25 protein-coding genes are annotated in these 23,460 nt (G+C 75.0%); 15 read left to right on the forward strand and 10 right to left on the reverse strand.

Features of this window, described 5'->3' with window-relative positions:
- Positions 1–9: 9 nt before the first annotated feature.
- From RMN57_RS36055 to RMN57_RS36075, 5 genes are all read left to right on the forward strand, one after another.
- Entirely contained in the window at positions 10–576 is a 567-nt protein-coding gene (locus RMN57_RS36055; protein ID WP_313767513.1) for a TetR/AcrR family transcriptional regulator, read from the forward strand.
- Positions 577–838: 262 nt separating this feature from the next.
- Positions 839–1,699, forward strand: a complete 861-nt coding sequence (locus tag RMN57_RS36060; protein WP_313767514.1) for a hypothetical protein — start codon at positions 839–841, stop codon at positions 1,697–1,699.
- A gap of 305 nt (positions 1,700–2,004) precedes the next feature.
- Positions 2,005–2,214, forward strand: coding sequence for a hypothetical protein (locus RMN57_RS36065; protein WP_313767515.1), 210 nt, complete (start codon positions 2,005–2,007; stop codon positions 2,212–2,214).
- Between the two features lie 266 nt (positions 2,215–2,480).
- Positions 2,481–2,963 carry a recombinase family protein gene (locus tag RMN57_RS36070; protein ID WP_313767516.1) on the forward strand — a complete coding sequence of 161 codons (483 nt, stop codon included), beginning with the start codon at positions 2,481–2,483 and terminating at the stop codon, positions 2,961–2,963.
- A gap of 160 nt (positions 2,964–3,123) precedes the next feature.
- Complete coding sequence (locus tag RMN57_RS36075) at positions 3,124–6,123, forward strand: AAA family ATPase (protein WP_313767517.1); 3,000 nt, start codon at positions 3,124–3,126, stop codon at positions 6,121–6,123.
- 92 nt (positions 6,124–6,215) lie between these two features.
- Here RMN57_RS36075 and RMN57_RS36080 read toward each other — a convergent pair whose 3' ends face one another.
- Positions 6,216–6,386, reverse strand: coding sequence for a hypothetical protein (locus RMN57_RS36080; RefSeq protein ID WP_313767518.1), 171 nt, complete (start codon positions 6,384–6,386; stop codon positions 6,216–6,218).
- Positions 6,387–6,591: 205 nt separating this feature from the next.
- On the opposite strand from RMN57_RS36080, the gene RMN57_RS36085 reads away from it, so the two are divergent.
- Positions 6,592–7,662, forward strand: coding sequence for an NAD(P)-dependent oxidoreductase (locus RMN57_RS36085; protein WP_313767519.1), 1,071 nt, complete (start codon positions 6,592–6,594; stop codon positions 7,660–7,662).
- Positions 7,663–7,773: 111 nt separating this feature from the next.
- Here RMN57_RS36085 and RMN57_RS36090 read toward each other — a convergent pair whose 3' ends face one another.
- Positions 7,774–8,586: a methyltransferase domain-containing protein gene (locus tag RMN57_RS36090; protein WP_313767520.1), complete on the reverse strand. Its 813-nt coding sequence runs from the start codon at positions 8,584–8,586 to the stop codon at positions 7,774–7,776.
- 133 nt (positions 8,587–8,719) lie between these two features.
- On the opposite strand from RMN57_RS36090, the gene RMN57_RS36095 reads away from it, so the two are divergent.
- The gene (locus RMN57_RS36095; RefSeq protein ID WP_313767521.1) at positions 8,720–9,310 is read left to right on the forward strand and encodes a TetR family transcriptional regulator; all 591 of its coding nucleotides are present in this window, start codon (positions 8,720–8,722) and stop codon (positions 9,308–9,310) included.
- A 59-nt stretch (positions 9,311–9,369) separates the two neighbouring features.
- Here the strand turns inward: RMN57_RS36095 and RMN57_RS36100 are convergent, their stop codons facing one another.
- A complete protein-coding gene (locus tag RMN57_RS36100) occupies positions 9,370–9,837 on the reverse strand; it encodes a GreA/GreB family elongation factor (RefSeq protein ID WP_313767522.1) in 468 nt (155 codons plus the stop codon).
- 335 nt (positions 9,838–10,172) lie between these two features.
- On the opposite strand from RMN57_RS36100, the gene RMN57_RS36105 reads away from it, so the two are divergent.
- The 3 genes from RMN57_RS36105 (at position 10,173) to RMN57_RS36115 (ending at position 13,310) form a co-directional block, all read left to right on the forward strand.
- A complete protein-coding gene (locus RMN57_RS36105; protein WP_313767523.1) occupies positions 10,173–11,087 on the forward strand; it encodes a hypothetical protein in 915 nt (304 codons plus the stop codon).
- Positions 11,084–11,671: a potassium channel family protein gene (locus tag RMN57_RS36110; protein WP_313767524.1), complete on the forward strand. Its 588-nt coding sequence runs from the start codon at positions 11,084–11,086 to the stop codon at positions 11,669–11,671. The genes RMN57_RS36105 and RMN57_RS36110 overlap by 4 nt, the downstream gene beginning before the upstream one ends.
- Positions 11,672–11,924: 253 nt before the next feature.
- Entirely contained in the window at positions 11,925–13,310 is a 1,386-nt protein-coding gene (locus RMN57_RS36115; protein ID WP_313767525.1) for a chloride channel protein, read from the forward strand.
- A 20-nt stretch (positions 13,311–13,330) separates the two neighbouring features.
- On the opposite strand, the gene RMN57_RS36120 is transcribed toward RMN57_RS36115, so the two are convergent.
- Positions 13,331–13,861 carry a MarR family winged helix-turn-helix transcriptional regulator gene (locus RMN57_RS36120; RefSeq protein ID WP_313767526.1) on the reverse strand — a complete coding sequence of 177 codons (531 nt, stop codon included), beginning with the start codon at positions 13,859–13,861 and terminating at the stop codon, positions 13,331–13,333.
- Between the two features lie 223 nt (positions 13,862–14,084).
- On the opposite strand from RMN57_RS36120, the gene RMN57_RS36125 reads away from it, so the two are divergent.
- Together RMN57_RS36125 and RMN57_RS36130 are read left to right on the forward strand one after the other, a co-directional pair.
- The gene (locus RMN57_RS36125; RefSeq protein WP_313767527.1) at positions 14,085–15,155 is read left to right on the forward strand and encodes an alkene reductase; all 1,071 of its coding nucleotides are present in this window, start codon (positions 14,085–14,087) and stop codon (positions 15,153–15,155) included.
- Positions 15,156–15,342: 187 nt separating this feature from the next.
- The gene (locus RMN57_RS36130) at positions 15,343–15,993 is read left to right on the forward strand and encodes a DUF1345 domain-containing protein (RefSeq protein ID WP_313767528.1); all 651 of its coding nucleotides are present in this window, start codon (positions 15,343–15,345) and stop codon (positions 15,991–15,993) included.
- A 75-nt stretch (positions 15,994–16,068) separates the two neighbouring features.
- Here the strand turns inward: RMN57_RS36130 and RMN57_RS36135 are convergent, their stop codons facing one another.
- Positions 16,069–17,028 (reverse strand): SMP-30/gluconolactonase/LRE family protein, encoded by a 960-nt coding sequence (locus RMN57_RS36135; protein WP_313767529.1) that lies wholly within the window; start codon positions 17,026–17,028, stop codon positions 16,069–16,071.
- A gap of 91 nt (positions 17,029–17,119) precedes the next feature.
- On the opposite strand from RMN57_RS36135, the gene RMN57_RS36140 reads away from it, so the two are divergent.
- Entirely contained in the window at positions 17,120–17,560 is a 441-nt protein-coding gene (locus RMN57_RS36140; RefSeq protein ID WP_313768076.1) for an Lrp/AsnC family transcriptional regulator, read from the forward strand.
- A gap of 80 nt (positions 17,561–17,640) precedes the next feature.
- On the opposite strand, the gene RMN57_RS36145 is transcribed toward RMN57_RS36140, so the two are convergent.
- Together RMN57_RS36145 and RMN57_RS36150 are read right to left on the reverse strand one after the other, a co-directional pair.
- Complete coding sequence (locus RMN57_RS36145) at positions 17,641–18,996, reverse strand: MFS transporter (protein WP_313768077.1); 1,356 nt, start codon at positions 18,994–18,996, stop codon at positions 17,641–17,643.
- A 223-nt stretch (positions 18,997–19,219) separates the two neighbouring features.
- Positions 19,220–19,855 (reverse strand): histidine phosphatase family protein, encoded by a 636-nt coding sequence (locus RMN57_RS36150; RefSeq protein ID WP_313767530.1) that lies wholly within the window; start codon positions 19,853–19,855, stop codon positions 19,220–19,222.
- Between the two features lie 323 nt (positions 19,856–20,178).
- Between RMN57_RS36150 and RMN57_RS36155 the strand changes: the two genes are divergently transcribed.
- Both RMN57_RS36155 and RMN57_RS36160 read left to right on the forward strand, forming a co-directional pair.
- Positions 20,179–20,394, forward strand: coding sequence for a CbtB-domain containing protein (locus RMN57_RS36155; protein WP_313767531.1), 216 nt, complete (start codon positions 20,179–20,181; stop codon positions 20,392–20,394).
- An 18-nt stretch (positions 20,395–20,412) separates the two neighbouring features.
- Positions 20,413–21,171 carry a CbtA family protein gene (locus RMN57_RS36160; protein ID WP_313768078.1) on the forward strand — a complete coding sequence of 253 codons (759 nt, stop codon included), beginning with the start codon at positions 20,413–20,415 and terminating at the stop codon, positions 21,169–21,171.
- Positions 21,172–21,358: 187 nt separating this feature from the next.
- Here the strand turns inward: RMN57_RS36160 and RMN57_RS36165 are convergent, their stop codons facing one another.
- The 3 genes from RMN57_RS36165 to RMN57_RS36175 all read right to left on the reverse strand — a co-directional run bounded on the left by RMN57_RS36165 (position 21,359) and on the right by RMN57_RS36175 (position 23,347).
- Positions 21,359–21,610: a hypothetical protein gene (locus RMN57_RS36165; protein WP_313767532.1), complete on the reverse strand. Its 252-nt coding sequence runs from the start codon at positions 21,608–21,610 to the stop codon at positions 21,359–21,361.
- Positions 21,611–21,755: 145 nt separating this feature from the next.
- A complete protein-coding gene (locus tag RMN57_RS36170) occupies positions 21,756–22,685 on the reverse strand; it encodes an amino acid ABC transporter permease (protein ID WP_313767533.1) in 930 nt (309 codons plus the stop codon).
- On the reverse strand, positions 22,682–23,347 hold the full coding sequence (locus tag RMN57_RS36175; RefSeq protein ID WP_313767534.1) for an amino acid ABC transporter permease: 666 nt from the start codon (positions 23,345–23,347) through the stop codon (positions 22,682–22,684). The genes RMN57_RS36170 and RMN57_RS36175 overlap by 4 nt, the downstream gene beginning before the upstream one ends.
- Positions 23,348–23,460: the final 113 nt, after the last annotated feature.

A 23,460-nucleotide genomic window follows, 5' to 3' on the forward strand; every position in this document is an offset into this window, starting at 1 on the left:
GGTGGGGGAATGAGCGAGCGACAGCAAGCCCGGCGGCCCGGTGGGCGCAGCGCCCGCGTCGGCGCGGAGGTGCACCAGGCCGTCACCGACCTGATCAGTGAGCGCGGCTACGGCAACTTCACCGTCGGCGAGGTCGCAGCCCGCGCGGGCGTGGCCGACAGCAGCATCTACCGCCGGTGGGGCAGCCTCGAAGCCCTGCTCACGGACGTGGCGCTCACCCGCCTCAACGCGCAGTCGCCGATGCCCGACACCGGGAGCCTGGCCGGCGACCTGCGCACCTACGCGGCCAACGTGGCCCGCGAGATCACCGGCCCCGACGGTCTGGCGGTGGTACGCCTGGCCGTCGCCCTGTCGGGCACCGGCCAGCAGGGCCTGCAGGCCGGTGCCGACCTGCGCGCCGAACGCATGCGGCAACTGCAGTCCATGCTCGACCGCGCCCGCGAACGTGGCGAGCACGCACCCGACGCGTTCGGCGTGCTGGACCACGTCCTGGCCCCGATGTACATCCGCGTCCTGTTCGGCATGGGCCCGCTCACCCCGGACTACGTCGACGGGCTGGTCGACCGGTTGCTGTGACCTCGACCCGGTCACCCGGGATCAGCGCTCGGGCGCGGTGGCCCCCATGGTCCGTGAACGCCGCAGCGAGCACCTGGCCCCGACGTCCGGCTCGCCGGTGCCCGCCTCGACGGACAGCCGGAACTCCCCACCCCGGCCGGCGGAGTCCGGCCCCGTCGGGTCGGCCCACTCGGTGCACCCGCCGCCCCGGTGGCGGCGCCCCGCCCGCTTCGTCCGCGTGTCCGGGCCCGGTGGAGCGGCCCCGGGACGTACGGTCGGGGCCATGTCCACCGGCCTGCTCGCGGCGCTGCTCGCCGCCCTCCTGACCGGATCGGCCACCGTGCTGCAGGCACTCGGCGCGCGCCGGGCAGCGGTCGGCCACCGCCCGGGCGAGGCGGCGGCCCTGGCCGGGACGCTGCGCCAGTGGCCCTTCGCGATCGGCGTCGGGATGGACATGGCCGGGTTCGGCGCCGAGCTGTACGCGCTGGAGCGGCTGCCGCTCTACGTGGTCGAGGCCGCGCTGGCGTCCGCCCTCGCGGTGACGGCCGTCGGCGCCTCGCGGGTGCTGCACATCCGGCTCCGCCGCACGGAGTGGGCGGGCGTCGCCGCGGTGTCCGCCGGGCTCTGCCTGCTGGCCGTGACCGCCGGGCGTGACGGCGAGGGCCACGGGAGCGAGGGGCTCCGGCTGGGCACCCTGATCGTGGCGGTACTGCTGCTGGTGGCCGGCTGGGCCGCGGGCCGGTTCGGCGGCCGCCGGGCCGCGCCGCTGCTGGGGCTGGTGGCCGGCCTGCAGTTCGGTGTCGTCGGGGTGGCCGTGCGGGTGCTGCCGGCCCTGAGCCCGGCCGAGCTGTGGGCCGAACCCTCCGCGTACGCGGTGGCCGTGGCCGGGCTCGGCGGCTTCGCGGCGCTCACCTGGGCGATGCAGTGCGGCTCGGTGACGGCCGCGACCGCGGCGATGGTGCTGGGCGAGACGCTCGGGCCGGCGGTGGTCGGCGTCGCCGTGCTCGGCGACCACACCCGGCACGGCGCCGTCCCGCTGGCCGTCCTCGGCTTCGCGGCGGCGATCGCCGGGGCCCTGGCGCTGGCCCGCTTCGGCGACGCCGAGCAACCCGCCGTCAGCCCCACAGCGGGTACCGGCGCCTGAGCCGGTTTCCGGTCTTCTGCGCGGACGGCCTCCCGGGTGCCGTCGGCGGGCCGGCGCCCCCTTCGCCGCGCGCGAGCGCCCGCACCCCGGCCGCCGGTACCCCGGTCGGCCCGCCCCACTCGTCCGGGCGGGGGATCTCTGTCACCCGTTCGCACCGCTCCGGTTGCGGGGAGCTCGAACCGGCTGTGTTCGTGTGCAAACGTGGCTCGCGCGCCCCTCGCCGGGGCGCCTCCGCGGCCCGCTCCGGGCCCGGCCTGCCCACCCGGGCAGATTTCGACGAGCAGCGATGACCTGGAGGTCATGAGATGTCCGTTCGCGGAACGCTCTGCAAGTTCGCCGCGACCGCGGTCCTGGCGGCGGTGGCCACGATCGCCGTCCCGACGGCGGCCATGGCGTACGGCGGCGGGGCTCCCCAGCCGTCGTCGGCGTCCGGTCTGTCGACCGGCGCGGCGTCGGTGGGCCTCTTCGGCCCGAAGATCAGCTGGCTGGAGGCGTTCTCCCGCTCCAACGGCTGACGGCTGACCGCCTCCGCCACCGGGCGCCCCGGCCGCACCGCGCGGCCGGGGCGCCCGCCTGTCCGCGTCGGCGGACGACCGGCCGCCGGTGCTCGGCGTCGGCCGCCGACGCCCGGACCGGTGCCGGGAGGCCGCCGACGCCCGGCGGGGCGACAGGATTGGGTGATCACCCCTATTGATCCCCCAGTGTTCCGCAGGGCCTGCTGGAGTGGACGGGTTCCCCCGACCCGCCCCCCACTCTCCGTTCGGAAAAGCAGGTGAACGGCATGATCGACCACCTCTCCCGGCAGGGTCGGCCGTCGCGGACCGCGCTGTACCTCCGCTGCTACCCCAGTGACACGGCGGGGCTGGAGTGCCAGCGCGCGGCCCTGGAGCGGCTCGCCCTCCAACGCGGGCTGCCGGTGCCCACCTCCTACGTGGACGACGGGATGCGCTCCGGCACCCGGCTGCCCGCCCTGGAGCGGCTGCTGGGCCGGGCCGAGCACGGCTGGGTGGACGTGGTCCTGGTCCCGGGGCCGTTCGTGTTCTCGCTCGACGACCGGGCCGCCCGCGCCGCCGTCCGCCGACTGGAGTCACTGGGCTGCACGGTGCTCGAACTCCCCCACCGGGCCGGGCGCGCCCGCCCGCCGGCCCCGCGCGGCGCGTACGGGCGGCTCCCGGGCGCCCCGGCGGCAGCGGCCGCCCCCGCGCCCCACCCGCTCGGGCGACTCGCGCCCCACCCGCAGCCGGTCGACGCCCGCACCGCGTGACCGCACCCGGTACGCGCCCCTCCCACCGCCCGACTCCGCTCCCCGCAGCGGGAACCGGGTACCCCGGAGGGCGCGACCGAACGCCCCCACGGCATGATGGCCCCATGGCCTCCGCACCCCTCCTCGGCGAGCGCCGTTCGCACGGACGGGAGGGGCGGCCGTGACCCGACCGGTCGAGCCGGGGGCGCCCGGCGCGGGATTCGGCTTCGTCGGGCGGCAGCCCGAGCTGGCCCGGCTGACCGAGGCCATGCTCCGCCCACCCGCCGTGGTCCTGGTCGAGGGCGAGGCCGGACTCGGCAAGTCCCGCCTGGTCGCCGAGGCCGCGGCCGGCGCCGCCGCCGCGGGCCGACGGGTGCTGACCGGCTTCTGCCACCCCCTGCGCGAGCCGCTGGCCTTCGGCCCGGTGGTGGACGCGCTGCGGGCCGTCGGCCCGCTCCTGCCGCCGTCCGACCGCATCCCGGCGAGCGCCGGCGCGCTGCGGCCACTGCTGCCCGACCTCGCCGACCGGCTCCCGCCCCATCCGGCGAGCGCCGGTGACGGGCTGCCCGGCCGGCACCTGCTCGTCCAGGCCGTCCGCGCCCTGCTGGGCGCGCTCGGCGACGTGGTGCTCGTCATCGAGGACCTGCACTGGGTGGACGACGCCACCCGTGAGCTGCTCCTGCTGCTCGCCCGCGACATGCCGCCGGGGCTGGCGCTGGTGCTCACCTACCGGGCCGAGGACCTGCCGCCGGACACCCCCGCCCTCGGCGCCGCCTACCGGCGCCCCGCCGGCGTGGGCGGCGCGCTGATCCGGCTCAACCCGCTGGCCGAGACCGAGGTCCACGACCTGGCCCGCGCCGCGCTCGGCCCGCGGGCCACGCCGGCGCTCACCCGGGTGCTCTTCGACCGCAGCGAGGGACTGCCGCTGGTCGCCGAGGAGGACCTGATCACCCTGTGCGAGCAGCGCGGCGGCAGCGGGCTGACCGACGCCGCGGACCTCGCCGCCGACCTGGAGCACTCGGAGGTCCCGCGCGGTCTGCGCGACGCGGTCACCGAGCGCCTCGCGGGCCTGTCCGCCGACGCCTCGGCGGTCGCCGCCGCCGCGGCCGTGCTCGGCGTTCCGGCCGGGGAGGAACTGCTCGCCGCCGTCTCCGGGCTCGACCGGCAGGCGACCGCCGACGGGCTCACCGAGGCCCTGCGGGCGGCCGTGCTCCACGAGAACCCGATGGCCCGCTACGGCTTCCGGCACGTCCTGGCCCAGCAGGTGGCGTACCGCCGGCTGCCCGGGCCGCAGCGCACCGCCCTGCACCGGCGGGCCGTCGGGGCGCTGGGCGCGCGCGAGCCGCGGCCGCTGGTGCAGATCGCCCACCACACCCTGGCGCTCGGCGACCGGACGGCCTGGCAGGAGGTGGCCGAGGCCGCCGCCGACCAGGCGGTCGCACTCGGGGACAGCGGCAGCGCCGGCGTGCTCCTGCACCGGCTGCTCGACGAGCCCGACCTGGACCCGAGCCGCCGCGGCCGCGCCGCGCTCGCGCTGGCCCGGATCGCCGCCAACGGCGTGGACTCCGCGGCGAGCGCCGCGACGCTGACCGCGATCATCGCCGACCCGCGGCTGCCGGTCGCCGACCGCGGCGAGATCCGGCTCACCCTCGGCATCCTGACGGCCATCCACGGCGGCGACCGGGCCGGCTTCGCCGGGATCGAGGAGTCGCTGGACGACCTGGAGGAGCGCCCGGCACGCGCGGCGCGGGCCATGGTCGCTCTCGCCATGAACGAGCGGGAGGGCGCGAGCGAGCGCGCCCCGGAGTGGCTGGAGCGGGCCGAACGGACGCTGGCCGCGGGCCCCGACGAGGAGGTGGCGGCAGCGCTGCGCGCCACCCGGCTGACCTTCCGGGCCCGGGAGGGCGACCCGGCGGTGTGGTCGCTGCTGGACGAACTGCCGCGCCGCTCGGAGCAGGCCGAGATCGTCCGCCAGACCACCCGGGCGCTGTTCAACGTCGGCGAGATCGCCGTCGAACTGGGCCACGACCGCCGGGCCGCCCGCCTGCTGGAGGAGAGCCGGCGGCTGGCCCGCCAGGCGGCCATCCCGTACCTGGAGTGCTACAGCCGGATCGCCCTGGCCCGGCTGGACGGACTGGCCGGTCGCTGGGAGGGCCTGGAGGACCGGGTCGCCGCGCTGGGCGCCGAGTTCCCGGACCTCGCGATGGCCAGTGCCGAGCAGGCCCTGCTGCTGGGCCGGCTGGCGGTCGCCCGGGGCCGGCTCGCGGTGGCACGGCAGCGGTTCGCCGAGGCGAGGCCGTACGGGGAACGGGAGTCGCAGGTCACCGCGGCGATGCGGGCCGCGGCCGGGCCGGCCGCGCTGCAGCTCGCCGAGGGTGACAGCGCGCAGGCGGCGGCCACGCTGGCCCCGGCGCTCTCGGCGCTGCGCCGGGTCGGGGCCTGGCCGCGCGCCGCCGAGCTGCTGCCGGTCGCGGTCGAGGTGTTCCTCGCCGAGGGCGGGCGCGCGGCGGCCGTCGAGCTGGTCGGGCAGGCCGAGGTCGGCCTGGAGGGCCGTGACGCCCCGGCCGCGGTCGCGGCGCTCGCCTTCGCGCGCGGACTGCTCCTGGCCGACGGCGACCGGGCCGGAGACCGCGACGGGGCCGCGCGGGAAGGGGCCGGAGACCGCGACGGCGCCGGGAGAGAAGGGGCCGCCCGGGACTACGTCGGCGCGGCCGAGGAGTTCACCCGCTCCCGCGACCTGTGGCGGGAGATCGGCCGGCCCTACGAGGCGGCCCGGGCCGAGGAGCGGGCCGGCACGGCCCTGGCGGAACACGACCGCACCGCGGCCGGGGAGCGGATCGCCGCCGCCGAACAGTCCTACCTCGCCCTCGGTGCGGCCTCGGACGCGGCCCGCTGCCAGCGCCTCCGGCGTGACCTGGGCCTCGGCCGGGCGGCCTCCCCGGGCCGGCGCGGCTACGGCGAGAAGCTCTCCCCGCGGGAACGCCAGGTCGCCGCCCTGGCCGCGCAGGGCGCGGCCAACCAGGACATCGCCCGGGCGCTGTTCCTCTCGCCCCGCACGGTCGAGCACCACGTGGCGAGCGTGCTGCGCAAGCTCGGCGTGGGCCGCTCCGGTCTGCGCGAGGCGCTGGCGGCCGCCGACGGCGCCGACACCGCCGCGGCCCGCACCGGCCCGGACGCCTGAGGGAGGGTCGCCTGAGCCCCGGACGTCTGAGGCCCGGATGTCTGAGCCCCGGACGCCTGAGGGAGGGGCGCCGTCGGGCGGGCGCGGTCCGGTCAGCGGTGGTGGTACGTCGCGCGCTCGGCCAGCCGGGAGAGGCGGGCCAGCCGCGCGAGGCGGGTCCGCCGTACGCCGCCGTTGCGGCGGGCCGGGTGGACCAGCCCGGGATCGTCGAGGGCGGTGAAGTGCTCCTGGGCGTAGAGCCGGAAACGCTCGCGGCGGGTCATGTCGGCCTCCGGTGGGTTGGTGGTCGGCGGCTGCGCGGGGGTGGGACTCCAGCAAACCGGCCCGGCCGACAGGGGATCAATGCGTACCGCTACCCAACTCCCGTCCCTAATCCTGGGTACCGCCCCGCACCCCGCCGTCGACCCGCCGAACCGCCGTGACCTCCGGTCACGTAGGGTCGGCGGAGCGCTGGGACAGGGGGGCTTGATGACAGGCAGGCGGACGCTGCTGCTCGACGCGGCTCCGGGGGCGCTGCTGGAGCGGGAGTTGGAGCGGCTGCTCGGGCACGGACTGGCGGTCACGCTCAACCTCCGCCGGGTCGGCGACCCGGCGGCCGTGCGGGCGGCCTGGGCGGACCGGATCGAGTTCGTCGACGTCGACCTCTTCGACGAGGCGGCCCTGATCGCCGAAGTCCGGCGCGGGCCCGGCTACCACGCCGTCAAGTCCCGCGCGGGCGTCCCGCTGCGGGCCGGCTTCCTGGCGGCGGCGACCGACCGCGCGCCGGCCGACCGGCTGCGGGTGATCGGCCGGGCCGGGGCGGGCACCGACCACGTCGACCTCGCCGCAGCCGCCCGCCACGGCGTCGCCGTCACCCACACGCCCGGCTCCAACGCGACCGCGGTCGCGGAGTTCGCCCTCGCCCAGCTGCTGGCTCTGACCAGGCACCTCCCGGAGCTCGACCGGGCCGCCCACCAGGGCCGCTGGGCCGGCCCCGCCGCCCCCGCCCGCGGGCTCTCCGAACTCACCCTGGGCATCCTCGGGTTGGGCCGGATCGGCCTCGCCCTGGCCGAGCGGGCCGGGGCGCTCGGCATGGACGTGCAGGGCCACTCCCGACGGCCGTCCGCGGCGGCGTCCGGCGCGACGGCCGTCCGCCCGGTAGCCTCCCTCGGCGAGCTGCTGTCCACCAGCGACGTCGTCTCGGTGCACCTGCCGCTCACCCCGGAGACCCGGGGGATCATCGGCCGGCCGGAACTCGCGGCGCTCCGGCCGGGAGCGGTCCTGCTGAACACCGCGCGGGGCGGGATCGTCGACGAGCAGGCCCTGGCCGACGCGCTGCGCGACCCGGGGCACCCGCTGGCGGCCGCCGCCGTGGACACCTTCGCGCACGAGCACGCCGCCTTCGCCTCGCCGCTGTTCGGCCTCCCCAACGCCCTCCTCACGCCGCACGTCGCCGGGATGACCCGCAGCGCCATGGCCGAGGCGGCACTGTGCTGCGCCGACCACATCGCCGCCCTGCTCGCCGGCCGCCCGCACGGCATCCCCGTCGCCACGCCGTGACGGCGTGGCGACGGGGTCGGCCGCCCGCCGGTCCGGTGCTCGCCGTCACTGCGGGTGAGCCGGCGCCGGGCCTCGCGTTCCCGAGCCCCGGGGCCCGACCGGACGGCCGGCTCAGCCGCCGGTGCCGCCGCGGACCGCCGTCACGACCATGGACGTGAACGGCATGGTGAAGCGCCCGCCGAGGGCGTCGACCGCCTCCCCGGTGGCGGCCAGCAGCTCCGCCAGCCGGGCCGGCGGGATCCGGGCGGCGTCGCCGCCGGTGCGCAGCTGGTCCAGCCACTCCTCCCGGGTGTATGGCCGCTCCCAGTCGAAGGACCACTGCTCGGGCTCGTCGAAGGAGCCGGACCGCCGGACGCCGTCGGCGGCCTTCGCGTACAGGGTCGCGTACCCGTCCAGGGCGGGTGCGGTCCAGGGGTTGAGCGGAGCATCGGGCAGGACGCGGCGGTGGACGTCGGCCAGGGCCCCGGCCACCTCGGGGGAGGGGCGGAAGGCGTTCCAGAACACCGCCAGCCGGCCGCCGGGTCGCAGCACCGCGGCCGCCTTGGCCGCCCCCGTGACCGGGTCGATCCAGTGCCAGGTCTGCCCGGCCACCACCGCGTCGAAGGTCCGGCCCGCGGGGTCCCAGGCCTCGAAGGCCGCGACCTCGACGTCGAAGCCGTCGCGGCGGGCGTACGCGGCCATCCGGGGGTCGGGGTCGACGCCGAGCACCGAGCCGCCCGCCGCGCGGAACGGCCGTGCCGAGATGCCGGTGCCGATGCCGACGTCCAGGACCTCGGGCCCCGGGGAGGAGGCGACGATCGCCTCCACGAGCGCGTCGGGGTAGCGGGGCCGGGCCCGGTCGTAGCGTTCGGCGTCGCCGCCGAACGACTCCGCCGCCAGGCGGTGCCGATGGGACTCGTCCTGCGGGAACGGTAAAGTGGGCATGTGCCCACTATGAGTGGGCGTTTGCCCACTCGTCAACGGTGCGTGACCGGCCGGCGTGCCCGAGCGGCGGGCGGGTAGCAGGGGGAGACAGCCGGCGGCAGGTGAGGGACGCGACACGGAGAGGCGGTGCACGGTGCCCACAGGAGTGGCCATCCGCGACGTACGGGAGCAGCTGTTCGAGGCCGCGGAGCGCGTCCTGCTCCGCGACGGGCCCAGCGCGCTGACCAGCCGGGCCGTCACCACGGAGGCCGGCTGCGCGAAGGGCGTCCTGCACCGGCACTTCGCCGACTTCGACGCCTTCCTCGCCGGGCTCGTCCTGGACCGCATCGCCCGGATCGAGGCCGGGACCGGCGCCCTGTGCGCCCGGGCCGGCACCGGCGTCGTCGCCGACCACCTCACCGACGCGCTGACCGGGCTCTTCGGCTCGGTCGCGATCGCGGTGGTCGGCCTGGTCACCTCCCGTGACGAGCTGCGCGCCCGGCTGCGCGAGGCCCGGCCGACCGGCGTCCCCGTCCTGACCGACGCCGCGAACGCGATCGCCGCCTACCTCGTGGCCGAGCGGTCCCTCGGCCGGCTCGCCCCGGACGCGGACGTCGACGTGCTGGCGCCCACCCTGATCGGCGCCGCCCACCTGCTCTTCGCCGACCGCACCGGTACCCCGCCCGAGCCGGACGCCGTTCGCAAGGTGGTCACGACGGTCCTCGCGGGGGCTGTCGTCGGGTAGCGCGTCGGGTTCGGGTCGGGTTCGGGTGCTGTCCGGCCCGCGATGGTGCGGGCCCCTGCCTACGCGTTGTCGCCGATGGACACGATCTCGGCGGTCGCCCGGCCCTCGGGCGCGTCGTAGCCGACGGTGTCGCCGGCGCGGTGGCCGAGCAGCGCGCGTCCGAGCGGGCTGTCGGCGGTCACCAGCGTCTCGTCCAGCCGGTCGGCCACCTCGCCGACCTGGACGGTCTCCGTGGTGCCGTCGGCGAAGCGGAGGGTGGCGGTGCTGCCCATGCCTACCGCGTCCGTGCGGGGCGGGCCCGCCGCGTCCGCCACGCGGAACCGGTCGGTGATCTCGGTGATCCGGTCGTCCAGTCGGACGAGCACGTCGGCGCGCTGCAGTCCGTCCGCCTGGTCGGCCCGGTCGCCCACCGCGTCGGTGGTCTTCAGGGTTGCGGCGACCTTGGCCCGCTCGGTGCGGAGTTCGACGAGCTCCTCTTCGAGCGCCTGGCGGGCTTGGAGACTGATCGGCCCGGGTTCGGCGGCCATATCTGCTCCCGTGAGGTCGGCGGAACAGTTGGACAAACATCTATAAGAGGGACATGTGCAGCCTAGCAGCGGGACCTTCGCGGCGGCGAGGTGGCGCCGCCCCCGCACTGCCGCCTCCGCGCCCCCGCGTCCGGGCCGCCGCCTCCGGTGGCGACGGCCCGGAGCCGGACGGTCCCGGCGCCGGACCCCGTCGCCTTGTTCGAGTCCGCGGTGCACTGCGATGGTTGATGAAGGACCGCAGCCCCGAACGCGTGTGCCGCCTCCGCCCGAGCCGTTGCCGTACACGGGGCTCCAGCCGATCGCGATCCAGGTGATCACCGCCGGGAGGACGCGCCATGCGGACGACGCACAACGCCCCAGACCAGCCACAGGGCGAGCACCCGGCGGGGAGGGCGTGGCCGGGCAGAGTGGTCTCCGACCGGGCGAGCGCCCGGCAGGCCCGGCGAGCGGCCGCGTGGGGGCGGGGGAAGTACGCGGGATCCTGGGCCGAGTGCCTGTGGCGCCGGCTGAACGCGGTGGACTTCGTCAACCAGGCCCTGCTGCTGGCTGCCACGCTGTTGCTGTTCGCCGTCCCGTTCATGCTCGTGGCCTCGGCCCTGGGCGGGCGCTCGGCGGTGCCGACGCTGGCCCTGCGGCTGGGCCTGAGCCAGGAGGCGGCCGCCGACCTCAGCCATCTGTTCGCCTCTTCGGCGGCCACCTCGGCGGCGATCAGCGGCCTCTCGTGGGTCTTCTTCGTGCTGGCCGGCGTCATCGTGGCCAGCTCGCTCCAGCAGCTGTACCAACAGGTGTTCCAACTGCCGTCACGCGGGCCACGGGACCGGCTGCGGGCGGCGATCTGGCTCGTCCTGTGCGTGGCCTGGCTCGCCGGGGGCAGCACGCTCGGCTACACGGTCCACACGAGCGTGCCGGTCCTCTGGTGGTTCCTCAACGTCCCCGTGTTCATCGGGTTCTTCTGGTTCACGATGTGGTTCCTGCTGGCCGGCCGGATCGGCTGGCGCACCCTGCTCCCGTGCGCCGTCGCCACCGGCACGTTCTGGATCGGCATGGTGGCGTTCTTCAACCTCGCGCTCTCCCGGATGGTCGTCAACTCCAACCGGGAGTACGGGCCGATCGGCGCGGTGTTCGCCCTCATGTCGGTCTTCATCGCGATCGGGGTGGTGATCATCCTGGGCGCGGCCACGGGCATGACCTGGCAGGACCGCGGGATGTCGGTCCGGGCCGCCGCGGCCAGGCTGCGGCGGGCGTCATGACCGCCGAGACGGAGGACGCCCCCCGCGCCGAACCCGGAGCCAGGCCCCCCTCCTGGCGGGTCGTCTGGACCCTGTTGCGGGTGGCGGGCTCGGTCGCCGTGCTGGTGGCCCTGTACTACGCGCTGCCCCTGGACCACTCCTCGCTGGCCACCGCCGCCGCCGTGCTGCTCACCGGCCTGGTGGGCTTCGCCGCCCTGGTCGCCCTCCAGGTCCGCTCGATCCTCCGTTCGCGGTACCCGGGGCTGCGGGCCGTCGAGGCGATGGCCATCAGCATCCCGTTCTTCCTGCTGCTGTTCGCGTCCGCGTACGTCACCATGGCCGCGCAGTCGCCCGGCAGCTTCGGCGGCAGCCTCTCCCACACCGACGGGCTCTACTTCACCGTCACGGTGTTCTCCACGGTCGGGTTCGGTGACATCACGGCCCACTCCCAGGCGGCGCGGCTGGTGGTCACCGGTCAGATGGTCGCCGACCTGGTCGTCTTCGGGCTGGCCCTCAAGGTCATCGTGGGTGCGGTCCGCCGCAGCAGGAAGCGCAGGAGCACCCCGGCGGCCTCCCCGGGCGACGGCGAGGACGAGGACGAGTGAGCGGGCTGCCGGCCGCCGGCCGCCGGGCGGCCCTGCCCGGCCGCGGGTCACGGTCCGGGCGTGCCGCAGCACGCGGGAAGCGCCCGCGCCCGCGATGATTCCAGGGACGGATGCGCACCGGCCGCCGGGCGGTGCTGCCGCCCGGCCGGGGTCACCGCCGGAGACCGAGCCGGTCGACCCCTCCGCCACCACCAGACTCAGGCCCGGGAAACCGTGTGTTCCGGTCGGGCCGGACGCCGAGGAGACGATGCGCATGCCGGCCGGACCGCCCGCCGAGCCCACCGGGCCCACCGGGGCCACCGAGCCCGCCGCAGCACCGCAGAGCCCGTTCGCGATCGTCCGCTCCCGCGGCTACGTGTCGATCCTGGTGATCTCGGCACTGCTCGGCGTCCCGATCTCGGCCGGCGCGTTCGGCTTCCTCGCCCTGGTCTCCGAGCTCCAGTCGCTGGTCTTCGACGACCTGCCGAAGGGCCTCGGCTTCCACGGCACCCCCGACTGGTGGGCGATCCCGCTGCTCGCCGTGGCCGGTGTGCTGGTCGCCCTGACGATCCGGTACCTGCCCGGGGGTGGTGGCCACAAGCCCGCCGAAGGGCTCAAGACCGGCGGCACGCCCTCGGTCGCCGCGGTGCCCGGAGTGGCGCTCGCCGCGATCACCTCGCTCAGCCTGGGCGTCGTCCTCGGTCCGGAGGCTCCGCTGATCGCGCTCGGCGGCGGGCTCGCGGTGGGTGCGATCAAGCTGTTGAAGCGCGACGCCCCGCCCAGCGCCGTCGGTGTGATCGGCGCCGCCGGCAGCTTCGCGGCCATCAGCGAGCTGCTGGGCTCCCCACTGGTCGGCGCCTTCCTGCTGATGGAGGCCTCCGGGCTGGGCGGGCCGATGATGGGCGTGGTGCTGGTGCCCGGCCTGCTCTCCGCGGGCATCGGGTCGCTGATCTTCACCGGTCTCGGCAGCTGGACCGGCCTCGGCACCTACTCGCTGGTGCTCAGCCAGCCGCCGGCCGCCGGCCGGCCCACGCTCGGCGAGTTCCTCTGGGCGGTCGTCGCGGGCGTCGTCGCCGCACTGCTCGGCGAGGCGATCCGCCGTTCCGCGCTCGCCCTGCAGAACGTCGTCGACCGCCACCGACTGCCGCTCACCGTCCTGATGGGCCTGGCCGTCGGTGTGATCGCCCTGCTGTACGCAGAGATCACCGACCGGCCGATCACCGGGGTGCTCTTCTCCGGCCAGGACGCACTCGGCCCGCTGCTGGCGGACAGCGCCGGCTACACGGTGGCCACCCTCGTCGTCCTGGTGGTGTGCAAGTCACTGGCCTACTGCGCCTCGATGAGCGCCTTCCGCGGCGGCCCGGTCTTCCCCGCCATCTTCACGGGCGCCGCCGGTGGTCTCGCCCTCTCCCACCTGCCCGGAATGGGTACCACCGCCGGATTCGCCGTGGGCATCGGCGCGATGGCGGTGGCGATGCTGAAGCTGCCCATGACCGCGGTGATGCTGGCCACCCTGCTGCTCGGCACGGACGGTCTGACCGTGATGCCGCTGGTGATCGTGGCCGTAGTGGTCTCCTACGTCGGCACGATGCGGCTCGCCCGGCTCCCCGTGGGCCCGCCGCCCGGGGCCCGACCGCAGCGGGCCGCGCCCGCCGGATGACCGCGGTCCAGAGGCCCTGTCTAGGCGTCCGCGCCGGCGGCGGGGTCGGTGGCGGCCCGGACGAGGTTCCGCTCCAGGAGCTCCAGGGTCTCCAGGGCCGCCGTGGACTCGTCGGCGGACATGCCCGCCGTCACGAGCTCCTCCAGCCGGGTCCAGCTCTGCTCGACCTCGCGGCGCAGGGCGAGGCTGGCCGCGGTGGGTTCGACGAGTGAAGCGCGCTTGTCGGTGGGGCAGGGGCGGCGGCGGACGAATCCGGCCTGCTCCAGGCGCTGCACGGTGCGGGTCATGGTCGCGGCGTCGGAGTCCAGCAGACGCACCAGGTCGGTCTGGCGCTGGGGGCCGAGTTCCCACAGGTGCATCATGACGAGCTCCTGGCCCGGGTGCAGGCCGATGCGGCGCAGCAGTTGCCCGGCGAACATGCGGTGCAGGCGGGCGACGCGGAAGATCGCGTGGCTGATGGGTCCGCCGCCGGCCGCGGCGGGCACCGGAACGCTGACCTCCTGCCCGGTCTGTGCGGGGTTCGTCCCGGTCTCCGGTGCGGTCGGTGCCATGTCGCCCTCGCCCTCACTTCCTGTCTGCTCATCCAATCCTACCCTTTGGGTGCCTGGGGAGCGGCCGATTCAGGTATGCAGGCAGATACGCGCTGGTGGAGATGTGTGACGCAGGTCACATTCTGCTCCGGAATGGGTCCGCTGGATTTACTTGTTCGGACAGGCAATGGCTCTGAGGGTCCCGTCCGGGGCCCGGAGCACCACTCCGAACGAGGGAAAGACCATGACCACCGCATTCGACCCGATCGTGCTGGGCGGCAAGCGCCTGGCCAACCGCGTCGCGATGGCGCCGATGACCCGGAGCCGCGCGTACGGCCCCGGTGCGGAGCCCACCGACCTGATGGCCACCTACTACGCGCAGCGCGCCGGTGCCGGCCTGATCGTCACCGAGGGCATCCAGCCCTCGCCGGTCGGCCAGGGCTACCCCGACACCCCCGGGCTGCACACGGCCGGGCAGGTGGCGGCCTGGCGGAAGGTGACCGACGCCGTGCACCGCGAGGGCGGCGTGATCTACGCGCAGCTGATGCACACCGGCCGGATCGGCCACCCCAGCCTGCTGCCCGACGGCCTGGTACCGGTCGCGCCGTCGCCGGTGGCCGCCAAGGGCCAGGTCTTCACCCACGAGGGACCGAAGGACTTCGTGGCCCCGAAGGAGCTGGACGAGGCGGAGATCCTGCAGACGATCGCCGACTACGCCACCGCGGCGCGCCACGCCGTCGAGGCCGGGTTCGACGGCGTGGAGATCCACGGCGCCAACGGCTACCTGATCCACCAGTTCCTCGCCCCGAACGCCAACCGGCGCACCGACGCCTGGGGCGGCGGCACCGAGGGCCGGATCCGCCTCGCCGTCGAGGTCACCACCGCCGTGGCCGAGGCGATCGGCGGTCACCGGGTGGGCCTGCGGATCTCGCCCGGGAACCCCTACAACGACATCGCCGAGGAGAGCCCGGGCGAGGACTACGAAGCGCTGCTGGAGGCGATCGCCGGCCTCGACCTGGCCTACCTGCACCTGCTGGAGGGGCCGGACCGCGACCTCACCGCGCGCCTGCGCAAGGCCTGGCCGGGCACGTTCGTCCTCAACCCGTTCACCTACCCGGACTTCACCGGCCCCGCCGCACTGCGACTGGTCGAGGACGGCACCGCGGACATGATCACCTTCGGGGCGCTGTTCCTGGCCAACCCGGATCTGCCGGCCCGGCTGGCCGCCGGCGGCCCGTTCAACGCACCGGACCAGGCCACCTTCTATGGCGGCGACCACCACGGCTACACCGACTACCCCACCCTGGCCTCCTGAGCGGTGACCCCTGCCCCCGAGGGGCGCGCTGCCCGCAGCCGGGTCGACCAGGCCGTGCCTGCGGCCCGTCCAGTAGCTCCCGAGCGGCGACCGCCGGGCCTCCGGGGCTCTGCCGAGCCCTCCGAGGCCCGGCATGGCGTCCCGTCATACCGGGATCGCCACCGGCGGACTGCTAGCGTCGGGCCTCATGAACCGTTGGCTTCCGCTTTCGGCGGTTCCCCGACTCGCCGGCGCCGTGGTGGCCGGAGCGGTGGTCGGCGCGGTCGCCGGAGTGCTGACCACCGCTCCGCTGGGCACCATCCTGGGCGTGGCGGCGACCGGGACGGTCTTCGTCGTGACCGGCTGGATCGTCCTGTGGCCGATGGACGCCGCCACCACCCGCCGCAACGTCCGGCGCGAGGACTTCAGGCCCCTCGTCGAGGAACTCGCCGTCGTCGCGGCGGCCCTGTGCGGCATGGTCGGCATCGTGGTGCTGATCCTGATCGGCGACGCCGGCACCAGCCACGCCGCGGCCGTGGCCGCGCTCGCCGGTGTGTTCATGGCCTGGGCGGCACTCCACCTGATGTACGCGACGCGCTACGCGTACCTGTACTACACGGAGTCCCCGCCCGGGATCGACTTCAACTCGGACCAGCCACCGGCCTACACGGACTTCCTGTACTTCAGTTACAACCTCGGCATGACCTACCAGGTCTCCGACACCGGAGTGTCGAGCCGGACGATTCGCGCCATCGTCCTCCGGCACTGCCTGCTCTCCTACGTCTTCGGCGCCAGCATTCTGGCCACCACGATCAATCTCGTCGCCGGCATCGTCATCGGCGGACCGGCCAACGGTTAGCGCCCCACTGCTGCTGCGGACGTCCGCCCCGACACACCCGACCCCCTGGGTGGGGAGGCCGCCGCACAGGGACCGTCACTGGTGCCTGGGGACGCGGGGGGCGCCCGTCACCGACAGCACCAGCGAGTACAGGGACGTCGTGGCGGTGATGAAGAGCCGGTTGTTCTTCGGGCCGCCGAACGCGATGTTCGAGACGTGCTCGGGGACCAGCAGCCGGCCGATCAGGGTGCCGTCCGGCGCGTAGCAGTGGACGCCGTCTCCCATGGCCGCCGCCCAGAGCCGTCCGTCGTCGTCGAAGCGGATGTTGTCGAAGCGGGCGGCACCGGCGTTGGCGTCGGTGTGGGGGCGGGCGTCATCGGCTGCGGCCTTGGCGAAGACCCGGCCGTCGGCGAGGGTGCCGTTCTCGCGGACGTCGAAGACGCGGATGTGTCCGGCCCGGGTGTCCGACACGTACAGCCGCTGCTCGTCGGGGGAGAGGACCAGCCCGTTGGGGCCGGCGAATCCGTCGGCGGCGAGGTGGACCTCGCCGTCCGCCGGATCGATCCGGTAGACGTGGCAGGCGCCGATCTCGCTGTCGGCGCGGTGCCCCTCGTAGTCGCTGGTGATGCCGAAGTCGGGGTCGGAGAACCAGATCGTGCCGTCGGAGCGGACGACCGCGTCGTTGGGAGAGTTGAGCCGCTTGCCCCGGTGGCGGTCGGCCAGGACGGTGATCGTGCCGTCGTGCTCGGTGCGGGTGACGCGGCGGTTGCCCTGCTCGCAGGTGATCAGGCGGCCCTGGTGGTCGAGGGTGTTGCCGTTGCTGTGCCCGGCCGGGGAACGGAAGAGCCCGACCGTTCCGGTGGCCTCGTCCCAGCGCAGCATCCGGTCGTTGGGGATGTCGCTCCAGACGAGCTGGCGCCAGGCGGGGAGGTAGAGCGGTCCCTCGGCCCAGCGGCAGTCCCCGTGCAGCCGCTCCAGCCGGGTGTCCCCGTTCGCACAGGGCCGGAAGCGGTCGTCCAGAATCTCGTACAGCCCGAACTCGATCGCACCAGACATCATCCACATCCAATCGCTATCTGCCGGATGTCATTCCGTTGAGTTGGAGTATGTCAGAACGAGGTATGGTGCCACCATGGCGACCGAGAACCTGGACGACACCGACCGCGCCCTGCTGACGCTGCTTCAGGATGACGCCGGACAGGCGTATGCGGCCCTCGGCAAGGCCGTCGGCCTCTCCACGGCGGCCGCTCACGAGCGGGTCCGCAAGCTCCGCGAGCGCGGCGTCGTCCGCCGCACGACCGTCGAGGTGGACCCGAGGAGCCTCGGGCTCGGCGTGCTCGCCTTCGTGATGGTCGAGTCCTCCGCCTGGATGGGTGACTCGGCCGAGGCCTTCGCCGCGATCCCCGAGATCGAGGAGGCCCACATCATCGCCGGCAGTGCATCGGTCCTGGTGAAGGTCCGCACGGCCACCACCGAACAGCTCCAGGACGTCCTCCGGCGCCTCTACGCCATCGACGGCGTCAGCGGCACCCAGGCGACCGTCGCCCTGGAGACCTTCTTCGAACGCCCCCCGTCCCCGACCTCGTGAGCGCGCCGCCACGACGCACCGCCGCCGGCGCGTCCTGGACCCGCCCCGTACGGGACCGGCGCGCCGGTGCGCTCAGCTCCTCACCGGGCGGGGGCGGCGGAGGGCCAGTGGTGGTGCAGGTCGTCGATGACGAAGTCGTGGGTGTGCTGCCAGCCGCCGCCGGTGCTGCGGGCGTCGGCGAGGTGGGGGTGCGAGTGGTCCAGGGCGGTGTGGACGTGCGGGAGCCGGGCGGTGTCGAGGGCGGGCCAGAGCCGGGCTGCCAGCAGGGCCGCGGTGAGGGCGAGCGCGCCCAGGGTGAGGGCGGTGACGGACAGCCCGGCGGCCGCGCCGAGCAGCCCGGCCAGCGGATAGGTGATCAGCCAGCAGCCGTGGGAGAGCGAGAACTGGGCGGCGAAGGCCGCCGGGAGGTCGGCGGGCGTCGCCGAGCGGCGGATGAGCCGGCCGGTCGGGGTCAGGATCGCCGAGCAGGCGGCGCCGGCGGCGGCCCAGGACGCGAGCAGCGCCGGCCAGCGCCAGTCGCCGGAGCCCGCGGCCCCGGCCGCGGCGAGGAGGCCGAGCAGCGCGGAGACGGCGAACGCGCCCGGCAGCATCAGGGAGCGGTCGCTGCGGTGGTCCAGGACCCGGGGCAGCAGCAGGGCGGCCACCATCGATCCGGCACCGTAGGCGCCCAGCGCGAGCGGGACGTCGGTGGCGGCCCGGTGCAGGTGGTCGCGGACGTAGACGATCGTGTTGACGGTGACCATCGCGCTGGCCGCGGCCACCGCGAGGTTGAGCGCGAGCAGGGCCCGGAGCCGCGGGGTGGCGAGGAAGAGCCGGGTGCCCGCGGTGGCCCGGGCGTAGGCGCTCTCGGTGCGGGCGGGCGGCACGGGCTTCGGCAGGACGCTCGACACGACCAGGGCGGCGGAGGCGAGGAAGCCCGCGACCGTGCCCAGGAACAGCAGGTGGTAGCCGATCGCCGTGAGCAGGGCGGCGGCGAGTGCGGGGCTGAACAGGCTCTCCAGGTCGTACGCCAGGCGTGACAGCGAGAGCGCCCGGGTGTAGTCGCGCTCGTCCGGGAGCACCTCGGGGATCACCGACTGGAACGCCGGGGTGAACGCGGCGGAGGCGGACTGGAGCAGGAAGACCAGGACGTAGACCTGCCAGACCTCGCCCACGAACGGCAGCGCGAGCGCCACCGCCGCCCGGGTGAGGTCGGCGCCGATCAGCAGGGAGCGCCGGGGTATCCGGTGGGCCAGTGCGCCGACGACCGGGGCTATGCCGACGTAGGCCGCCATCTTGATGGCCAGCGCGGTGCCGAGCACCGCGCCGGCGTCCGCGCCGGCCAGGTCGTAGGCGAGCAGGCCGAGTGCCACCGTTGCCAGCCCGGTGCCGACCAGGGCGATCACCTGTGCGGTGAACAGGTGGGCGTAGGTGCGGTTGCGCAGTATCGAGACCATCTGGGCCGCCCGGGCTCGGTCGATTGCTGACCGGCTCATCATAGGCAACATGTGCGCAAGAATGCACATGTTCGGCGGACCTCCGGGGTCGGTACCGGGCGGGCGCGGCAAGGGGCGTGCGGGTGCGGGTGCGGGTGCGGATGTGGGTGTGGGTGCGGGTGCGGATGTGGATGTGGTGCTGAAGCGGGTGCGTGGCCGTCGGCGCCGACGGCCACGCACCGGGTCAGAGGGGTTGCCCGCAGCGCAGGTTCCAGCGCCCGGCGCGCCCGGTGAGCTCCGTGAGTGTCAGCGGTGCGACGTCGATCCGCCAGAACGCCTGGGCGGGCAGGCCCAGGCCGTTGACCACGGCGGCCCGGACCACGGCCGCCTCCACCACGGCTAGCACCGGCCCCCGGGCCTCACCCCGCCCGGCCCGTCCACCCCGCCGGTCCGGCTCGTCCCCTCCGTCCGGCTCGGTCCCTCCGCCCGGCTCGTCCAGCCCGTCCAGCCAGCCCCGGATCCGCGCGCCGAAGGCCGCGACGGACTCGCCGCCGTGGGGGGCCGCGTCCGGATCGGACAACCAGGCCGCGATCGCCCGGGGTTCGGCAGCGGCGAGGTCGTTGAGGCGGTGACCCTCCCAACGCCCCCAGTCGCAGTCGGCGAGTTCGGGGGTGGCGACGGCGTCCAGGCCCAGGGCGGCAGCGGTCCCCGTACAGCGCACCGACGGCCCGGTGAGGACGCGGGCGGCGTCCGGGACGGCGGCGGCCGCTGCGCGCACACGGCGCACGGCGGCGCCGTCAAGGGGCGCGTTCCCGCCGAATCGCGCCTGTCGGCCGTCGTCGGTCAGAGCCGGTGAGAGAAGCATCACCCGTACCGTCATTCCCGTCGTCCTCCCTGGTTCCCGTTCCCGCCCGGCAGCCGCGGTGGTCCGTATGCGGAGCCCGTGCCGGGCGCACTTCGGCCGGAACACGCCGGTATTACGGTTTCGCCCGGGCCCTTGGCCGGGCCCGGCGGCACACGCTACCGTCTGGCCGTTATGACGACGGCGTGACGGAAGCCCGGTGCAACTCCGGCACGGTCGCGCCACTGTGTAACCGGCGTCCGATGCCCTGTCAGGGGATCGGCTGCCGGTGAGTCAGACCCGCCGCTGTCGTCTCCTGCTCCATCGAACGGGACGCGTAGTTCCCCCAAGGAGGTCTGGTCATGGCTCACCCCATCGCCCCCGCCGCCGTCACGCCGGCCATCACTCCCATCTCGCTGAAGGCGATCGCCCCGTGGGCGCTCTTCGTCGGCATCCTGGCGCTCGTGCTCCTCTACTTCGTCGGCGCCGAGCAGGGTGCCTTCTCGGTCATCGCCGGCGAGGACGTGCACGAGTGGGTGCACGACGGCCGGCACCTGCTCGGCTTCCCCTGCCACTGATCGCGCAGGGAGTCGCACATCGTGAACATCTCCGTCGGATCCCTGCTCGGCCGCGGCATGCTCGCCGGCCTGCTGGCAGGTCTGCCCACCCTGGCCGTCGCCTACCTGCTCGGTGAGGGCCCCATCGACTCCGCCATCGCCTACGAGGACGGCCACATGGCCGGCCACGGCATGGAGGAGGAGCTCGTCAGTCGTACGCTCCAGTCCACCGCGGGGCTGGCCACCGGCATCGTGGTCACCAGCGTCGCGCTCGGCGGCATCGCCGCACTCGTGTTCGCCTTCGCGCTCGGGCGCATCGGCCGGTTCGGCCCGCGGGCCACCGCGCTGCTGCTGTCCGGTGCGGCCTTCACCGCGGTGGGCCTGGTGCCGTTCCTGAAGTACCCGGCCAACCCCCCGGCCAGCAGCGATCCGGAAACGCTGAACTCCCGGACCGCGCTGTTCTTCCTGATGATCGCGCTCAGCGTGCTGCTGGCGGTCGCCGCCGTCATTCTCGGCCGGCGACTGGCACCCGCGCTGGGCAACTGGAACGCCACGGTGGCGGCCGGCGCCGCCTTCGTCGTCGCCGTCGGCGTGGCGTACGCACTCCTGCCGTCGGTCAGCGAGACCCCGGAGGACTTCCCGGCCACCGTGCTGTGGGAGTTCCGGGTGGCGGCCCTGGCGATCCAGGCCACCCTCTGGGTCTCCTTCGGCCTGGTGTTCGGCCACCTGGCCGAGCGTCTGATCCACCCGGTGACCCGCGCCGTGCGGGCCGCGGAGGGGTCGGCCTCGGCGGTCTGACGCCGTCTTCCGAATCCGAGCGGGCCCGTCGTCCTCCAGGGGGCGGCGGGCCCGCTCGGGCTTTCCGCGCGCCGGCCGGGCCTCGGGCGCGGCCGCCGGCCGCCGGCCGCCGGCCGCCGGGCCGGGCACGGTGCCGCGCCCCGGCGCCGTCCCGGCGTCGCCCCGACCGGGCCCGGCAGCGGGCGGCTCAGGCACCCGGGGCGGCGTCCGCCACGGCGGCGAGCAGCCGGGCGTGAACGGCCGCCGCTGCCTGGCGGGTGACCGGATCGGCGTCCTCCAGGTGAGGGGCGATCAGCTCGGCCGCCGCCACCAGCACCGGGACCGGTACCGATGCCTCCCGGAGGTGGAGCAGCTGCGAGGCGGCCCGCTCACCCGGGGTGGCCCCGGACTGGCTGGTGGGGATCAGGGCGTACAGGCCGCGCGGCTGGGTGCTGGTCACCGGTCCATTGTCCCGCCCGCCGCGCCGCGGAGCTGCCGGCCGACGCGGGCCGAACGACGGAGGGACGGCGGCGCCACCCGCTTCCCCCGCACCGGGCGGGGCGAGCTCGGCCGGGCGGTCCGGCGTCAGCGCTAGGGAGTCAGCGCTAGGGAGGGGACCGGCCGTCGTCGAGGTCGTCGTGGCCCAGGTGCTCGCCGGGGGTGGCCAGCTCCTCGACCGCGTCGGCGGTGACCACCGCGCCGGTGGACCGTTTGCCGCGCCGCAGCCTGCCCTCCAGCCAGCCGGCGAAGGAGGTCAGCGCGATGTTCAGCAGGACGAAGAGCACCGCCACCACGGTGAAGCAGGCGATGGTGTTCGCCCCGTAGTTGGCACTCATCGGGCGCACCGAGGCCAGCAGCTCGGAGAAGCCGAGCAGCGCGCCGCCGAGCGCGGTGTCCTTGACGATGACCACCAGCTGGCTGACGATCGCCGGCAGCATCGCGGTGACGGACTGCGGCAGCAGCACGTAGCGCATGACCTGGTTCTTGCGCATGCCGATCGCCTTGGCCGCGTCGGTCTGGCCCTGGGGGAGGGCGAGGATCCCGGCCCGGACGATCTCGGCCAGCACGGCGGCGTTGTAGAGGACGAGGCCGGTCACCACGGCGTACAGCGGCCGGGTGTCCGGGCTGACCTCGGTGAACTCGCTGTAGGCCGCGTTCGCGAAGAGCATCAGGATCAGGACCGGGATGGCGCGGAAGAACTCCACGACGGTGCCGGCCGTCCAGCGCGCCCACCGGTGCTCGGAGAGCCGGGCGATGCCGAACAGGGCACCGAGCGGCAGCGCGATCACCATGGCGAGCGCGGCGGCGATGAGCGTGTTCTTCAGCGCCGGCAGGAGGTACGTCTCCCAGACCCGGGGGTCCGTGAAGAAGGGCTGCCACTTCGCCCAGGCGAGCTGGCCCTTGTCCGAGAGACTGCCCACCACCCACCAGAGCAGTGCGGCGAGGGCGACCAGGAACACCGCCGTGAGCAGCAGGTTCTGCCGTCTGGCCCGCGGCCCCGGGGCGTCGTAGAGCGTGGACCGGGAGGACGTCACCGGCGCACCGCGACCTTCTTGCCCACCCAGCCGAGGAAGAGCCCGGTCGGGAGGGTCAGGCAGATGAACCCGAAGGCGAAGATGGCGGAGATGAGGAGGAGCTGGGCCTCGTTCTCGATCATCACCCGCATCAGCGCCGCGGCCTCGGCGACGCCGATCGCGGCCGCCACGGTGGTGTTCTTGGTCAGGGCGATCAGCACGTTCGCCAGCGGACCGACCACCGAGCGGAAGGCCTGCGGGAGCACGATGAGCGTCAGCACCTGGGTGAACCGCAGGCCGACGGCCCGCGCGGCCTCGGTCTGGCCGAGGGGCACGGTGTTGATGCCGGCCCGCAGTGCCTCGCAGACGAACGCCGAGGTGTAGGCGGTCAGGCCGAGTACGGCGAGCCGGAAGTCGATCGCCTTGAAGCTCTCGGCGCCGAGCGTGACGCCGAGCGTCTGGAACAGGCCCAGCGAGGTGAAGACGATGATCACCGTGAGCGGGATGTTCCGCACCACGTTGACGTAGACGGTGCCGAAGCCCCGCATCAGGGGAACCGGGCTGACGCGCATGGCGGCGAGCAGGGTGCCCCAGACCAGCGAGCCGACGGCCGCGTAGAAGGTCAGCTGCACCGTCACCCAGAAGGCGCCCAGCAGGTCGTAACCCTCAAGAAAGTCGAACACGGTCTCCCGGCCTTTCGCATGGAGGACGCTCCGGCGTCGGTGGGGGGTGGGTCACCCGATCAGCCGGCGCGCCGCCGTCGGGGGCGGCGCGCCGCAACGGGCACACGCCGGGG

The organism is Kitasatospora sp. CM 4170 (assembly GCF_032110285.1).
GTDB lineage: Bacteria > Actinomycetota > Actinomycetes > Streptomycetales > Streptomycetaceae > Kitasatospora > Kitasatospora aburaviensis.